This window comes from Kitasatospora sp. NPDC033851 (assembly GCF_055576085.1).
Window position 1 is genome coordinate 78,134 of the sequence record NZ_JBVIRL010000016.1, and the last position, 15,015, is coordinate 93,148.

The 15,015-nt window shown below is 73.1% G+C and carries 15 protein-coding genes and 1 riboswitch; of the genes, 8 read left to right on the forward strand and 7 right to left on the reverse strand.

Annotated features, from left to right (window positions below):
- Positions 1-19 precede the first annotated feature (19 nt).
- Both ACZ51D_RS27355 and ACZ51D_RS27360 read left to right on the forward strand, forming a co-directional pair.
- Complete coding sequence (locus tag ACZ51D_RS27355) at positions 20-1,369, forward strand: class II 3-deoxy-7-phosphoheptulonate synthase (RefSeq protein WP_465621480.1); 1,350 nt, start codon at positions 20-22, stop codon at positions 1,367-1,369.
- 190 nt (positions 1,370-1,559) lie between these two features.
- Positions 1,560-1,877 carry a (2Fe-2S)-binding protein gene (locus ACZ51D_RS27360; RefSeq protein WP_465663759.1) on the forward strand — a complete coding sequence of 106 codons (318 nt, stop codon included), beginning with the start codon at positions 1,560-1,562 and terminating at the stop codon, positions 1,875-1,877.
- A gap of 67 nt (positions 1,878-1,944) precedes the next feature.
- Here the strand turns inward: ACZ51D_RS27360 and bfr are convergent, their stop codons facing one another.
- Complete coding sequence (bfr, locus tag ACZ51D_RS27365) at positions 1,945-2,424, reverse strand: bacterioferritin (RefSeq protein ID WP_045692153.1); 480 nt, start codon at positions 2,422-2,424, stop codon at positions 1,945-1,947.
- A gap of 227 nt (positions 2,425-2,651) precedes the next feature.
- Here bfr and ACZ51D_RS27370 point away from each other — a divergent pair, with 227 nt between their 5' ends.
- Positions 2,652-3,281 (forward strand): sulfite oxidase-like oxidoreductase, encoded by a 630-nt coding sequence (locus ACZ51D_RS27370; RefSeq protein ID WP_360492384.1) that lies wholly within the window; start codon positions 2,652-2,654, stop codon positions 3,279-3,281.
- A 39-nt stretch (positions 3,282-3,320) separates the two neighbouring features.
- On the opposite strand, the gene pknB is transcribed toward ACZ51D_RS27370, so the two are convergent.
- The 4 genes from pknB to thiO all read right to left on the reverse strand — a co-directional run bounded on the left by pknB (position 3,321) and on the right by thiO (position 7,438).
- Positions 3,321-5,099, reverse strand: coding sequence for a Stk1 family PASTA domain-containing Ser/Thr kinase (gene pknB, locus ACZ51D_RS27375; protein ID WP_465621657.1), 1,779 nt, complete (start codon positions 5,097-5,099; stop codon positions 3,321-3,323).
- Between the two features lie 95 nt (positions 5,100-5,194).
- A complete protein-coding gene (locus ACZ51D_RS27380; protein ID WP_360492381.1) occupies positions 5,195-5,992 on the reverse strand; it encodes a thiazole synthase in 798 nt (265 codons plus the stop codon).
- Position 5,993: 1 nt separating this feature from the next.
- Positions 5,994-6,194, reverse strand: a complete 201-nt coding sequence (gene thiS / locus ACZ51D_RS27385; protein ID WP_360493009.1) for a sulfur carrier protein ThiS — start codon at positions 6,192-6,194, stop codon at positions 5,994-5,996.
- Positions 6,195-6,259: 65 nt separating this feature from the next.
- Positions 6,260-7,438 carry a glycine oxidase ThiO gene (gene thiO / locus ACZ51D_RS27390; RefSeq protein WP_465621476.1) on the reverse strand — a complete coding sequence of 393 codons (1,179 nt, stop codon included), beginning with the start codon at positions 7,436-7,438 and terminating at the stop codon, positions 6,260-6,262.
- A gap of 3 nt (positions 7,439-7,441) precedes the next feature.
- Positions 7,442-7,554, reverse strand: a riboswitch (TPP riboswitch).
- Between the two features lie 141 nt (positions 7,555-7,695).
- Here thiO and ACZ51D_RS27395 point away from each other — a divergent pair.
- The 3 genes from ACZ51D_RS27395 to thiE are packed head-to-tail and all read left to right on the forward strand — an operon-like array spanning position 7,696 to position 9,965.
- On the forward strand, positions 7,696-8,904 hold the full coding sequence (locus tag ACZ51D_RS27395) for an NAD(P)/FAD-dependent oxidoreductase (RefSeq protein WP_465621474.1): 1,209 nt from the start codon (positions 7,696-7,698) through the stop codon (positions 8,902-8,904).
- A gap of 42 nt (positions 8,905-8,946) precedes the next feature.
- The gene (locus ACZ51D_RS27400) at positions 8,947-9,312 is read left to right on the forward strand and encodes an Rv2175c family DNA-binding protein (RefSeq protein WP_360492372.1); all 366 of its coding nucleotides are present in this window, start codon (positions 8,947-8,949) and stop codon (positions 9,310-9,312) included.
- Complete coding sequence (gene thiE / locus ACZ51D_RS27405) at positions 9,312-9,965, forward strand: thiamine phosphate synthase (RefSeq protein WP_465621471.1); 654 nt, start codon at positions 9,312-9,314, stop codon at positions 9,963-9,965. Before ACZ51D_RS27400 ends, thiE begins: the two co-directional genes overlap by 1 nt.
- 149 nt (positions 9,966-10,114) lie before the next feature.
- On the opposite strand, the gene ACZ51D_RS27410 is transcribed toward thiE, so the two are convergent.
- A complete protein-coding gene (locus ACZ51D_RS27410) occupies positions 10,115-11,227 on the reverse strand; it encodes a polyprenyl synthetase family protein (protein ID WP_465621469.1) in 1,113 nt (370 codons plus the stop codon).
- A 163-nt stretch (positions 11,228-11,390) separates the two neighbouring features.
- Between ACZ51D_RS27410 and metF the strand changes: the two genes are divergently transcribed.
- A complete protein-coding gene (gene metF / locus ACZ51D_RS27415; RefSeq protein ID WP_360492364.1) occupies positions 11,391-12,305 on the forward strand; it encodes a methylenetetrahydrofolate reductase [NAD(P)H] in 915 nt (304 codons plus the stop codon).
- 218 nt (positions 12,306-12,523) lie between these two features.
- On the forward strand, positions 12,524-13,429 hold the full coding sequence (locus ACZ51D_RS27420; RefSeq protein WP_465621467.1) for a hypothetical protein: 906 nt from the start codon (positions 12,524-12,526) through the stop codon (positions 13,427-13,429).
- A 62-nt stretch (positions 13,430-13,491) separates the two neighbouring features.
- Here the strand turns inward: ACZ51D_RS27420 and ACZ51D_RS27425 are convergent, their stop codons facing one another.
- A complete protein-coding gene (locus tag ACZ51D_RS27425; RefSeq protein ID WP_465621465.1) occupies positions 13,492-14,985 on the reverse strand; it encodes a phytoene desaturase family protein in 1,494 nt (497 codons plus the stop codon).
- Positions 14,986-15,015: the final 30 nt, after the last annotated feature.

A 15,015-nucleotide genomic window follows, 5' to 3' on the forward strand; every position in this document is an offset into this window, starting at 1 on the left:
ACCCCGTAGCCTTGGCGGTGTGACCGCTACGACTGAGACATCGAGGGCTGCCCACTCCTGGCAGTCCCTGCCCGCGGCGCAGCAGCCTGAATGGCCGGACCAAGAGGCTCTGCGCAAGACCCTTGCCGAGCTCGCCTCGTATCCGCCGCTCGTCTTCGCCGGCGAGTGCGACCAGCTGCGCGCCCGGCTCGGAGCCGTGGCGCGCGGGGAGGCCTTCCTCCTCCAGGGTGGTGACTGCGCCGAGGCCTTCGACGGTGTCTCGGCGGAGCACATCCGCAACAAGCTGAAGACCCTGCTGCAGATGGCCGCCGTGCTGACGTACGCGGCCTCGGTGCCGGTGGTGAAGGTCGGCCGGATCGCGGGCCAGTACTCCAAGCCGCGTTCCAAGTCGACCGAGACCCGCAACGGTGTGACCCTGCCGGTCTACCGGGGCGACTCGGTGAACGGCTTCGAGTTCACCCCCGAGTCCCGCAACCCGGACCCGGAGCGCCTGAAGCGGATGTACAACGCGTCCGCCGCGACGCTCAACCTGGTGCGCGCGTTCACCACCGGTGGCTACGCCGACCTGCGCCAGGTGCACGCCTGGAACCAGGACTTCGTCCGCAACTCGCCGGCCGGCCAGCGCTACGAGCAGCTCGCCCGGGAGATCGACAACGCCCTGGCGTTCATGAACGCCTGCGGTGTCGCGCCGGAGGAGTTCAAGACGGTCGAGTTCTTCTCCTCGCACGAGGCGCTGATCCTCGACTACGAGACCGCGCTGACCCGCGTGGACTCGCGCACCGGCGAGCTGTACGACGTCTCCGGCCACATGGTGTGGATCGGTGAGCGCACCCGGCAGCTGGACCAGGCGCACATCGAGTTCGCCTCGAAGATCCGCAACCCGATCGGCGTCAAGCTCGGCCCGACCACCTCCGTGGACGAGGCGCTCGCCCTGATCGAGAAGCTGGACCCGGAGCGCGAGCCCGGCCGCCTGACCTTCATCACCCGGATGGGCGCGGGCAAGATCCGCGAGCACCTGCCCGCCCTGGTGGAGAAGGTCACCGCCTCCGGCGCCAAGCCGGTGTGGATCTGCGACCCGATGCACGGCAACACCTTCGAGGCCTCCAGCGGCCACAAGACCCGCCGCTTCGACGACGTCCTGGACGAGGTCAAGGGCTTCTTCGAGGTGCACCGCGCGCTCGGCACCCACCCGGGCGGCATCCACGTGGAGCTGACCGGCGACGACGTCACCGAGTGCGTCGGCGGCGGCGACGAGGTCATGGTGGACGACCTGCACCAGCGCTACGAGACGGCCTGCGACCCGCGGCTCAACCGCAGCCAGTCGCTGGACCTGGCGTTCCTGGTGGCGGAGATGTACCGGGGGCAGTGAGCCCCGGGCACTGCCGGCCCCCGGCGGTGCCGGATGTGACGTAAGCCCCTCCGGATTCGGGATTCCCGAGCCCGGAGGGGCTTTTTCGTACCCGGATCGCCGGGTAAGGTGAGGCTTAGTGAACTAAGGCAAGCCTTAGTCAAGATCCACTCCGTACTTCACCCCGGGAGAGACCGCGATGTTCGTGTGCATGTGCCATGCGGTCACCGAGGACCAGGTGAAGAAGGCAATCGACGGGGGTGCCAACACCCCCCGCCAGATAGCGAAGGGCTGCAAGGCCGGCACCGACTGCGGGTCCTGCGTGCGCCGGATCCAGGCGCTGCTCGGCGAGCACGGCGCCCGGCCCTGCCCGACCGCTCGGCTGGCCGCGAAGCTCGGCCTCGCCGAATCGGAGCCGCAGCCCGCGCCCGACGCCATGCCGGCTGCCGCTGTGCCGGCCGCCGCCGTTGCTCCGGCGAGGCTTGCCGCGGGTCCGATCGCCCCGGTGGTCACGCTGCGCGTCGCCTGAGGCCGGATCCCCGGGGTCCAAGCCTGGCGTCTGAGGCCCGGCGCCTGAGGCCCGGCACCTGAGGGCCTCAGGACTCCGGCTGCTCGATGAGCTGGGCGATGTAGAGCGCCTCGCCGAGCTTCTCCAGGAGCTCCAGCTGGGTGTCGAGGTAGTCGATGTGGTGCTCCTCGTCGGCCAGGATGTCCTCGAAGATGTTCGCCGAGGTGACGTCGTTCTTGGCCCGCATCACCACGATCCCGCGCTTGAGCCGGTCGATCGCCTCGACCTCGATCTGCCGGTCGGCCTCGAACATCTCCTTGACCGTCTGGCCGATCCGGACGTGGAACAGCCGCTGGTAGTTGGGCAGCCCCTCCAGGAACAGGATCCGGTCGGTGAGCGTCTCGGCGTGCTTCATCTCGTCGAAGGACTCGTGCCGGGTGTACTTGGCGAGCTTCGTCCAGCCGAAGTTCTCCTGCATCTTGGCGTGCAGGAAGTACTGGTTGATCGCGGTCAGCTCGGCGGTGAGCTGTTCGTTGAGGAACTCGATGACCTCGGGATCGCCCTGCATGGCGGTGCCTCCTGCGCTCGTCCTGGAGTAAGTCCTGCGCTGGGCATCCTGGCACCGTAATGGGAAGTAATTCCAGTAAGTTCACACTCACTAGGACATGTGTCGGAATATCCGATTTGGCCGGAGTCGGCCGGTGGGCGATCGACGGTTGGCCCGTCCGGGCGGGGCGTGAATCCGCGCCAAGGGGCGCGCGTCGGCGTACGTCCGCCGTCTGTCACCATGGATCCATGGGTCAGTCCAAACACGAACCGCTGCCGCCGTCTGACCCGAGGCTCCCCCCGGGCCAGCGCGAACAGCGCGGCTGGCCCGCCCTGCACTACGGGCCGGTACCCCGCTTCAAGCCGCTGACCTGGGACCTCCAGGTGTTCGGCGCCACCGCCTCGGCGGAGAAGCACAGCTGGGACTTCGAGGGCTTCAACGCCCTGCCGCGTACCACCGTCGTCGCGGACCTGCACTGCGTGACCAAGTTCTCCGTGCTCGGCAACGAGTGGACGGGCGTGTCGGCCGCCGCCGTGCTCGACCTGGTGCCCCCGGCGCCCGGCGTCACCCATGTGATGGTCTGGGCCGAGTACGGCTACAGCGCCAACCTGCGGCTCGCCGACTTCGCCGACCCGCGCACCCTGCTCGCCACCCACCGCAACGGCGAGGCGCTGACCGCCGAGCACGGCTTCCCGGTCCGGCTCGTGGTGCCGCAGCTCTACGCCTGGAAGGGCCCCAAGTGGGTCCGCGCGGTGGAGTACATGCGGGCCGACCGGCGAGGCTTCTGGGAGGAACGCGGCTACCACAACCTCGCCGACCCCTGGGGCGAGCAGCGCTACTCCTACCAGGAGGAGCCGGGCGAGGGCCCGCTGCGCTGAGCCCGGCCGCAACGGCCGCAACGGCCGGGGCAGGGGTGCCTAGAAGAGCGAGAAGCGGACCGTCACCGCACTGTGCTGCGGCCGCCGCTCCCCGGCCGCCGGGGACTGGCCGTTCACCTTGACCGCGCCGAACACGTCCCAGCCGGTGGTCTGCATCGTGAAGCCCGCTGCCTGCAGCGCCTTCTGTGCCTCGTCCTTGGTCATCCCGGTGACGTTCGGGACCGGCACCATGCCCTTGCTGACCACCAACGAGACCGCGGCGTTCTCCTGCAGCTGCTGCCCGGCCGCCGGCGAGCTGCTGATCACCGAGCCCTCCGGGACGTTGTCGTCGTACGTCTCGGTCACGCTGCCCTTGGACAGCTGGGCGCCGGCCAGGGCCGCGGCGGCGTCGGCGGCGCTCTTGCCGACGAGGTCCGGCACCGCGACCCGCTTGGGCCCCTTGGAGACGGTGACGGTGATGCTGTCGCTCCGGCGGGTGCGCGCGCCCACCCCGGGGTCGGTGGAGATCACCTGTCCGGACGGGACGGACTCGCTGAACGCCTCGACGAACTTGCCGTGCAGACCCTCCTTGTCCAGGATCCGCTGCGCCTCGGCCCGGTCCTTGCCGAGCACCCCGGGCACCGAGCCGTACAGCCCCTCGGACAGTCCGTAGGTGGCACCGCCGACCGCCAGCACCAGCGCGGTCAGCACGGAGGCCCAGATCAGCGCCTTGCGGGGGATCCGGCGCAGCAGGCCGGGCCGGCGCTCGCGCGCCGGGGCCGGCTCGTCGTACGGGCGCGGCTCGGTGAGCAGCTGGTCCATCAGCTCCGGCGGCACGTCCAGCACGCTGGTGCGCTCCGGCGGCGGGGCGTCGGCGGGCCGCGGCAGCGGCTGGATCACCGAGGTCGGCTCGCTGGTCGGGTAGCGCGGGCTCGGCCGGGTGGAGGCCGGCGGCTCGGCGTCCAGCTCGGCCGGGGTGAGGGTGCGGCGGAGCCGCTGGAGCGCGGCGAGCAGCTCGACCGCGTCGTACGGGCGGGCGTCGGCGACCCGGGCGCAGGCGCCGGCCACTATGGCGTCCAGCTCCGGGCCGACCGCCGGGGCGACCAGGGAGGGGGCGGGGACGTTCTCGTGCAGGTGCTTGTACATGACCTGGACGGGGTTGTCGCCGGTGTGCGGGCGGCGGCCGGTGAGCATCTCGTAGAGCAGGATGCCGGCCGCGTAGACGTCGACCCGCTGGTCGGTGGGGGCGTCCGGGAGGATCTGCTCGGGGGCCAGGTAGGAGACGGTGCCCAGGACCGTGCCGCCGGTGGCGGTGCTGGTCGAGGTGGGCGCGCCGTCGGCGGCGCCGAGCACCCGGACCAGGCCGAAGTCGGCGACCTTGACCAGGCCGCTCTCGGTGATCAGCACGTTCTCCGGCTTGACGTCGCGGTGGACGAGCCCGGCCCGGTGGGCGGCGCCGAGGGCGGCGAGCACCGGCTCCAGGACGTCCAGCGCGGCCCGAACGGAGAGCGCGCCGCGGTCGCGCAGCAGGTCGCGCAGGGTGCGGCCGGGCACGTACTCCATGGCGAGGAAAACGTTTCCGCCGTCCGCGCCCTGGTCGAAGACGTTGACCACATTGGGGTGGGTGAGCTTGGCGACCGCCTTGGCCTCGCGGATGAAGCGGGTGGTGAAGGCCTCGTCCCCGGCCAGCGCGGGGTGCATCACCTTGAGGGCGACCACCCGGTCGAGCCGGGTGTCGGTGCCCTTGTAGACGGTGGACATCCCGCCGGTCGCGATGCGCTGCTCGACCCGGTACCGGTTGTCGAGCAGGGCGCCGATCAGCGGGTCGTGCAGTGCCATGTCCACCCGGCGAGTCTAGTGCCGGGCCGGGCGGCCGGACCCGGAGGACGCCGCCCCGGGGCCCGGCTGTGCCCGGCTTGTGACACGCCGGTGCTTCAGAAGGCAGGCCGCTCCCGGGTGTCCAGGTCGGCCCGGCCGGCCATCGCGGAGGAGGCCTCGGCGTGGAAGCGGCGCGGGATGCGCCCCGCCCGGTGGGCGAGCCGGCCCGCCTCGGCGCCGTGCCGCATCGCCTCGGCCATCAGCACCGGGTCCTGAGCCCGGGTCACCGCGGAGGCCAGCATCACCGCGGCGCAGCCCAGCTCCATCGCCAGCGCGACGTCGGAGGCGGTGCCGGCGCCCGCATCCAGGATCACCGGGACGCCCGCACTCTCCACGATCAACTGGAAGTTGTGCGGGTTGCGGATGCCGAGACCGGAGCCGATCGGCGAGCCCAGCGGCATGATCGCGGCGCAGCCGACGTCCTCCAGCTTGCGGGCCAGCACCGGGTCGTCGTTGGTGTACGGCAGCACCGTGAAGCCGTCGTCGACCAGGGTCTCGGCGGCGTCCAGCAGCTCGATCGGGTCCGGCAGGAGGGTTCGCTCGTCGGCGATCACCTCCAGCTTCACCCAGTCGGTGCCGAGCGCCTCGCGGGCCAGCCGGGCGGTCAGCACGGCCTCGCCGGCGGTGAAGCAGCCGGCCGTGTTGGGCAGCACGCGGATGCCGTTGCGGGTCAGCACGTCCAGGACGGAGCCCTGGGTGCCCGCGTCGACCCGGCGCATCGCGACGGTGGTCAGCTCGGTGCCGGAGGCGAGCAGCGCGCGCTCCAGCACCTCCAGGCTCGGCGCGCCGCCGGTGCCCATGATCAGCCGGGAGGAGAAGCTCGTCCCGGCGATGGTCAGCAGGTCGTCGGCCATCTCAGCCTCCCTGCACGGCGGTGAGGATCTCGACCCGGTCGCCCGCGGTCAGCGGCGTCTCGGACCACGAACTGCGGGGCACCACGGCCTCGTTGAGGGCGGCGGCGACGCCGGAGTTGGCCCGGCTGACGGTGGCCACCACCTCGGCGAGGGTCGTCGCGGCCGGCACCTCGCGGGGCTTGCCGTTGACGGTCAGTGCGATCTCGTCCGGACCGGTTTCGTTCGGTGCGGTCTCGTTCGGGCCGGTTTCGTTCGGTGCGATCTCGGTCATGCCAGGGCCTTCGTGGTGGGGCGAGCGGGGGCGGGGGAGAACCGGGTGGGGGTGAACGGCTGCGCCAGTTCGGGGAGTTCGCCGGTGGCCAGGTACTCGGAGAGCAGGTCGGCGGTCACCGGGGTGAGCAGCACGCCGTTGCGGTAGTGGCCGGTGGCGGCGACCAGCCCGGGCAGTGACGTCGGGCCGAGCAGCGGCGCGTTGTCGGGCGAGCCCGGGCGCAGACCGGCCGAGGTCTCCGCGAGCGGGAGTTCGGTGAGACCCGGGACCAACTCGTGCGCGTCGCGCAGGAGTTCGTACACCCCGCCGGCGGTGACCGTGGTGTCGTAGCCCTGCTCCTCGGTGGTCGCGCCGATCACCAGCTCGCCGTTCTCCCGCGGCACCAGGTAGATGTGCCGGCCGCGCACCACGGCGCGGACGTTGCGGGAGAGGAACGGCCGGTAGGCGTCGGGGACCCGTAGGCGCAGCACCTGCCCCTTCACCGGGCGGATCGCGGGCAGCACGCCCTCGGGCAGACCGGCCAGCCGGTGGCTGTGCGGGCCGGCGGCGAGCACGACCTGGTCGGCGGTCACGGTCTCGTGCGTGCTCAGGCGGGCGCCGACCGCGCGGCCGCCCTCGACCAGCAGCTCAACCGCCTCGGCGGCCCGGACGACGACGCCCGCGCGCTCCCCGGCCGACAGCAGCGCGGTGAGCATCCGCCGGCCGTCCACCTGGTGGTCGTCCGCGACGTGCAGGCCGCCGCGCACCCCGGGGGCGAGCATCGGCTCCAGCCTGCGGGCCTCCCGGCCGGTCAGCCAGGTCGAGTCCAGGCCCAGCCGCCGGTGGAAGGCGTGCAGTTCGCGCAGTTCCTCGCGGTCGTCGGAGTCCAGCGCGACGGCGATCGTGCCGCACTGGCGGTAGCCGGTGTCCTGGCCGCCGCTCGCCTCCGTGAGTTCGGCGACGAAGTCCGCGTACCGCTCGTTGGAGGCCATGCCGAGGCGCAGCAGCGGCTCCTCGCCGTACTGGAGCTCGGTGACCGGGGCGAGCATCCCGGCCGCGACCTTGCCCGCCCCGCCGCCGGGGGTGGGGTCGACCACGACGGTCCGCAGCCCTCGCTGCGCCGCCCGCCAGGCGACGGCGAGGCCGATGATGCCCCCGCCGATCACCAGGACGTCGGGTGGGGCGCCTGATGGCATGCGTGTCAAAGCTGCTCTTCTCCCTTCGCCGGTATGACCCGGATCAGGTTCGGACGGTCGCAGGCCGTGCCAGCCCGCCTCTCAGCCCGGTTCGCCGGGCTCCCGTGATGGTGTCCCCACCATAACGCCGGGGCCCGGCCCGGCCGAAGGGCCGGACGAAGGGTGGACAGGGGGAGGCGGAAGGGGGCCGCTCGGCGCGAGGCCGCGCCTGAACGAAGGGTGGACGGCCCGGAAGCGGTGGCGTCGCGCTGAGTACAGTGACGGGCGTGGCAGAGCTGAGCGGGACGGATCAGGTGGTCGTCGTCGGGGCCGGGCTGGCCGGGGCGCAGTGCGCCCTGAAGCTGCGGCAGGGCGGTTGGCGGGGGCGGATCACGCTGGTCGGCGAGGAGCCGCACGCGCCGTACGACCGGCCACCGCTCTCCAAGGACGTGCTGCTCGGCAAGAGCGACAGCACCACCCTGGACATCGACTACGCGAACCTCGGCATCGAGGTCCGCACCGGCCGCCGGGCCACCGGCCTCACCCCCGGCGTGCTGCACACCGACGACGGCGACCTCCCGTACGGCTCGCTGGTGATCGCCACCGGCGCCGTCCCGCGCGCCCTGCCCGGCGCCGAGCGGGCCCACCTGCTGCACACCCTGGACGACGCGCTGGCGCTGCGCGCGCTGCTGCGCCCCGGCCTGCGGCTGGTGCTGGTCGGCGCGGGCTGGATCGGCGCCGAGGTGTCCACCGCCGCCCGCGAGGCGGGCTGCGAGGTGACCGTGGTCGAGGCGGGCCCGGCGCCGCTGCCCGGCGCGCTGCCGACCGCGATCGGCTCGGCGATGGCCGCCTGGTACGCCGAGGCCGGCGTCGACCTGCGCTGCGGGGTCGGCGTGGCCGCCGTCGAGCCCGGCGCGGTGCTGCTGGCGGACGGCTCGCACCTGCCCGCCGACGAGGTGGTGGTCGGCATCGGCGCCCGGCCCGCGACCGAGTGGCTGGCCGGCTCCGGCGTCGAACTGGACGGGACCGGCGCCGTCGTGGTGGACGCGCGGCTGCGCACCAGCCTGCCCGGTGTCTTCGCGGCCGGGGACTGCGTCAGCTACCCCTCGGCCCGGGCCGGCGGCCGGCTGGCCGTCCAGCACTGGGACCACGCGCTGCAGTCCGGCGAGGCGGCGGCCGCCGCCGTCCTCGGTGCGGACGCGCCGCCGTACGACCCGGTGCCGTACTTCTGGTCGGAGCAGTTCGGGCGGATGGTCCAGTACGTGGGCCGGCACGCCGAGGGCGACGAGCCGCTGTGGCGCGGCAGCCCGCAGGACGGCTCCTGGGCGGTGCTCTGGCTGCGCGACGGGGTGCCGAGCGCGCTGCTGACCGTGGACCGGCCGCGCGACCTCACCCAGGGACGGAAGCTGATCGAACGCGGTGCGGCGCTGGACCCGGCCCGCGCGGCGGACCCCTCGGTTCCGCTGAAGTCGGCGGTCGCCGGGTAGCGGCTGGTGCGCGGCGGGCCGCGGAGGTGGCAGTCTGGTGGCGTGAGTGAGATCGAAAGCAAGATTGAAGCCCTGGTCGCCGAGTGGATGTACCTCCCCGACATCTCCGAGCAGTGGGGGGTGCGCGTCACCGAGGTGCGCGACCTGGTCCGCAGCGGCGGCCTGATCGCCGTCCGGCGGGGCCCGAACAAGTCGCTGCAGGTCCCTGCGGCGTTCATCGACGGCCAGGGGCTGGTCAAGCACCTGTCCGGCACCCTGACCGTGCTGCGCGACTGCGGGTACAACGACGTGGAGATCCTGGAGTGGCTCTTCACCGAGGACCCGTCGCTGCCCGGCAGCCCGATCCAGGCACTGCGGGAGAACCGCGGCACCGAGGTCAAGCGCCGCGCCCAGGCGATGCTGATCTGATGGCGGCGGACACGCCGCGCGCCCGCCTGGCGGACGCGCGCCTCTACCTGTGCACCGACGCCCGCCGCGAGCAGGGCGACCTCGCCGAGTTCCTCGACGCGGCGCTGGCGGGCGGGGTGGACATCGTCCAGCTGCGTGACAAGGGCCTGGAGGCCAAGCAGGAGCTGGCGGCCCTGGAGGTCTTCGCCGACGCCTGCCGTCGGCACGGCAAGCTGCTGTCCGTCAACGACCGCGCCGACGTCGCCCACGCGGCCCGGCCGGACGTGCTGCACCTCGGCCAGGACGACCTGCCGGTGCCGGCCGCCCGGGCGGTCCTCGGCGAGGACGTCCTGATCGGCCGGTCCTGCCACGCCGAGTCCGAGGTGGACGCGGCGGTCGCCGAACCCGGGGTGGACTACTTCTGCACCGGCCCGGTCTGGCCGACCCCGACCAAGCCGGGCCGCCCGGCGCCGGGCATCGGCCTGGTCTCGTACGCGGCGAAGCAGGCCACCGACCGGCCGTGGTTCGCCATCGGCGGGATCGACCTCGGCAACCTGGACGAGGTGCTGGCCGCCGGTGCCCGCCGGATCGTCGTGGTCCGGGCCATCACCGCCGCGGAGGACCCGCGGGCGGCCGCCGCCGAGCTGTCCCGCCGGGTGCGCGCGGCGCTCTGACCGCCGCCGAGGACCGCCTTTGAGGCCGTCGCCGTCCGCCAGTACTTGCGGACGGTGGCGGTCTCGGCCACGTCTTCAGTACTTGCGGATGGTGGCGGCTTCGGCCACGTCTTCAGTACTTGCGGATGGTGGCGGCTTCGGCCACGTCTTCAGTACTTGCGGATGGTGGCGGCTTCGGCCAGTGCCAGCAGCACCCCGCGGGCCCGTTCGTCCACCAGCGGGGCCGCCTGCAGCGCGGCCAGCGACTGCCGCATCAGCTCCTCGATCCGGTGCTCCACCAGCTCGGGCGCGCCGCTGCGGGCGACCAGTTCGCGCAGCCCGGCGACCTCCTCGGGTGCCAGGTCCGGCGCGCCGAGCCGCTCGTCCAGGTGCCGGGCGTCGGCGGTGGGCAGGCCGCGCATCGCGTGCGCGACCAGCAGGGTGCGCTTGCCCTCGCGCAGGTCGTCCCCGGCCGGCTTTCCGGTGACCGCCGGGTCCCCGAAGACGCCGAGCAGGTCGTCCCGCAGCTGGAACGCCTCGCCCAGTGGCAGCCCGAACGCCCCGAGGGCCTCGACCAGCTCGGGTCCGGCCCCGGCCAGCAGTGCTCCGACCTGCAGCGGGCGTTCGATCGTGTACTTCGCGGACTTGTAGTGCAGCACCGTCTGCGCCCGGTCCAGCGCGCCCTCGTCCGTCGAGTCGCCGGCCACCGGCTCCAGCACGTCCAGGTACTGGCCGAGCATGACCTCGGTGCGCATCAGGTCGAACACCGGCTTGGCGGCCAGCACGGCGGCCGGCTCCAGGCCGGAGCGCAGGAACAGCTCGTCGCACCAGATCAGCAGCAGGTCGCCGAGCAGCACCGCGGCCGAGGCGCCGTACTGCTCGCGGTCCCCGCGCCAGCCGCTGTCGCGGTGCAGCGCCTCGAAGCGGCGGTGGATCGAGGGCAGGCCGCGGCGGGTGTCGCTGCGGTCCATCAGGTCGTCGTGCACCAGGGCACTCGCCTGGAGCAGTTCCAGGGCGGCGGCCGCGTTGGCGATCCCGTCGCCCCCCGGGCTGGCCGGGCCGCCGGCGGCCCGCCAACCCCAGTAGCAAAAGGCCGGGCGCAGCCGCTTGCCGCCGTCGAGCAGGAAGTCGCGCAGCGCGTCGGACGCGGGGACCAGCTGGGGCGAGATCTTGCCGAGCAGCGCGGACTGGCCGTCCATGAACGCGGCGAGCGCGGCGTTGACGCGTGTGCGGACGTCCTCCACGTCAATGGGATTGGCCGGCCGGGTGCTGGACGAGGTCACGATGGGGCTCCGCTGGTTCTCTGGGGTGCAGCAAGCGTAGCTGGGCGGCTGGGAACGGGCGTGCGAGCAGCCCTGCGGGGTCAACCGGAATGCCGTCCACTAATTGTCTCAATCCGTGGAATCGGGTTGTCCGGCCTCCATGAGGGGCGGATAGCCTGCCAGCATGGCACTCGGTATCGCTTCCACGAGAACGGATCGCGCACTGACCGTCCGCGAACTCCTGGCGGCCGGCAAGCGCTCCTTCTCCTTCGAGTTCATGCCGCCGCGCACCGAGGTCGGTGAGCAGAAGCTCTGGGACGCCATCCGTCGACTCGAACCGCTCGACCCGAACTTCGTCTGTATGACGTACGGCGCGGGCGGCTCCTCGCGCGAGCGCACGGTCAACATGGTCGGCCGGATCGCCACCGAGACCACGCTGACCCCGGTCGCCCACCTGACCGCCGTCGACCACTCGATCGCGGAGCTGCGCAACATCATCGGCCAGTACGCCGACCAGGGCGTGCGGAACGTCCTCGCCGTCCGGGGTGACCCGCCGGGCGACCCGCTGGGCGAGTGGGTCAGCCACCCCGAGGGCGTCACCTACGCGTACGAGCTGGTGGAGCTGATCAAGGGCATCGGCGACTTCTGCGTCGGCGTCGCGGCCTCGCCGAACATGCACCCGCGTTCGAGCAACTGGGACGACGACATCCGGCACTTCGTGGCGAAGATCCGCTCCGGGGCCGACTACGCGATCACCCAGATGTTCTTCGAGGTGGACGACTACCTGCGGCTGCGCGACCGGGTGACCGCCGCCGGCTGCGAGACGCCGATCATCCCGGAGATCATGCCGGTCACCAACGCCAAGCAGCTGGAGCGTTTCCCGCAGCTCAGCGGCTCGCCCTTCCCCGCCGACCTGGAGGCCCGCCTGCGGGCGGCCATCGACGACCCGGCGGCGCTGCGGGCCGTCGGCATGGAGCACGCCACGGCGATGGCCGAACGGCTCCTGGCCGAGGGTGCGCCCGGTCTGCACTTCATCACGCTGAACCACTCGACGGCGACGCTGGAGATCTACCAGAACCTGGGGCTGCACAAGCGCTGAGCCGCGGCCCGCCGCCTGCGGGTGGTCCTGGCCCGACTGCCGTGCTGACGTCGGGTGTTCACGAGTCCGTCACCGTTCCGACGGGGACGGGCTCGGTCGTGTGCGGCCGGTTCCGGGTGCGGTGGGAACGCGATGCGGTACCCCGGCCGTTGAACCGGTACAGTCGCCGGACACGCGCGGCGTGGACGCGCGGGCACGCGACTGGAGGTAGCGGGCGGATGGGCATCGGATACCTGCTGCTGTACGCCGCGTTGGCGGTGGTGGCGCTCTGGCTGGTCGCCGAGGTGCTGCTGCAGAACCGGGCGCCGCTGCACTGGCGGGCCCTGGCCCTGGTCGGCTTCCTGGGCGTGGCCGCCGGGATGAACCTCGGGTCGGTCGTGGTGATCGGGGTCGGCGCGGTGCTGTTCGCGGTCGGCCAGACCTTCGTGACGCTCTCGGTCAAGCGCGGCTACCGGGACGGCTGGTCCCTGCGGAAGGCCGACGGCAGCCTGCCGGGCCCGCTCGCCAAGGTGCCGCTGCTCGGCGCCCTCACCGGCGGCGGTGCCGCGGTGGCGGCCGTCGCGGTCGCCAAGGAGCGGATCGGCGAGGTCAGCGCCGTCGAGGAGCCTCCGGCCGTCCAGCCGACGCCCGAGGAGCTGCCGGAGGTCGAGCAGACCGCCGCCTTCGCGATGCAGGAGCTTGCCCAGGACGGCATCTACGCCCCCGCGTACTACGAGCAGCAGCAGCAGCAGCCGCAGCAGCAGGCCCAGGACCCGTACGCCACCGCCTACCAGGGCGGCTACGACCAGCAGCAGTGGCAGACCCAGCAGCAGCCCGCCTTCGCCTACGACCAGTCCTACGGCGCCTACCCGCAGCAGCAGGACCCGCAGCAGATGCCGCAGCAGGACCCGTACGGCGCCTATCCGCAGCAGCAGAGCCAGCAGCAGATGCCGCAGCAGGACCAGTACGCGGGCTACCAGCAGCACCAGCAGGCCTGGGACCCGAACGCCCAGCAGCAGCACCAGCAGCACCAGCAGCAGCAGTGGCAGCCCCAGCCCGACCCGCAGACCCAGGGCATCCCGCCGCAGCCGGTCTACGACCAGAACTACGGCTACCAGCAGCAGAACACCTGGCACCAGGGCTGACGCGACCGGACAAGGCGAAAGGGGGCCGATATCGGCCCCCTTTCGCCTTGTCCGGGGCGCGCTTACGCCGGTCCCACCAGGTTGGCGGCGATGCAGGCCGACATGCCGACGCGGGCGAGCCCGCCGCCGGGGTGGGCGGTGCCGCCGATGAGGTACAGGCCGGGGACGGGGGACTCGTTGGCGGTCTTCAGCCAGTCGCCGTCGGTTCCGGCGAGGACGGGCAGGGCGACCGAGCCGCCCGGGGCGCCGGTCTCCCGGCGGGTGTCCTCCGGGGTGCGCACGACCCGCCACAGCACCCGCTCGCGCAGGCCCAGGCCGGCCGCGTCGACGTGGGCGAGCAGCCGGTCGGCGTAGCGCTCGGCGACACCGGGGGCGGTCCAGTCGACGACGCCCTGGGCCGGGACGGTCGCGGTCAGCACCACGCTCTCGTGCGCGTCGTCGGGGCGCAGCGCGGGGTCGTCCGGGCGCAGTACCTGCACGGTGGGGCGCTCGCAGAGCGGGGCCAGGCCGGTCAGGGCCCGCTCCTCGGCGGCGAGGTCGGCCGCGTGCACCACCGTGCGGTGCGCGGTGCCCTCCGGCCGGGGGCCGCGCAGCGCGAGCAGCACGCCGAACCGGCCGGGCGCCCCGGACGGCGTCCACGCCTCGGCGGGCTTCCCCGGCCACTCGGCCAGGCCGTGGCCGAACAGCGCGTCGGAGTCCATCGCCGAGAGCACCAGATCCGCGTCGATCCGGCCATCCGCCGTCTCGACGCCGCGCGCCCGGCCGTCCTCCACCACGACCCGGGTGACGGGCGTGGCGAAGCGGAAGTCGACCCTGCGCAGCTCGCAGCGCCGGTACACCGCCTCCGCCAGGGCGCGCAGGCCGCCCCGGACGTACCAGACGCCGAAGGACTGCTCCATGTACGGCAGCACGGTGGCCCCGGCGGGGGCCAGGCCCGGGGCGAAGCCGTACCGGACCGCGGACTCGAACAGCAGGGCGGTCAGGCCGGGGTGGCCGTCCAGTTGGCGCGCCGCCACGTCGTGCAGTGTCCACGGGACGGCGCGGCGCAGCCGGGCCAGGCCGGTGCGCGGCGGGACGGGGTACGGGTCGGTGCCCAGGAACGCCCGGTCGGCCGGGAGCGGCTCCTCCAGCAGCGGGCGGCGGGTGGCCTCCCAGACCGTCCGGCCGTGGTTCATCACCGCACTCCAGCGGGCGCCCGAGCCGGCCCCGAAGGCCGCGTCCAGGGCCTGGCTGACGCCGCCGCGGGAGGCGTTGGGCAGGGCGACGGCGGTGCCGTCGGGGAACAGGTGCCGGCTCTCCGGATCGACCGGGGCCAGCTCTACCAACTGTTCCAGCGGCTCCTTGCCGGTCTTCAGCGCGAGGTCGCGGTAGACGGCGGGGAGCGCGAGCAGCCCCGGCCCGGTGTCGAAGGCGAAGCCGTCGCGCTCGTAACGGCCGACCATGCCCCCGTACGTGCCGCTCGCTTCGCAGACCGTCACCCGGTGGCCGAGGGTCGCCAGCCGGGAGGCCGCCGCGAGCCCGCTCATTCCTGCGCCGATGATGACGATCCGTGCCATGGCACCCGATCCTAGGGCCCGGCTTCGGGC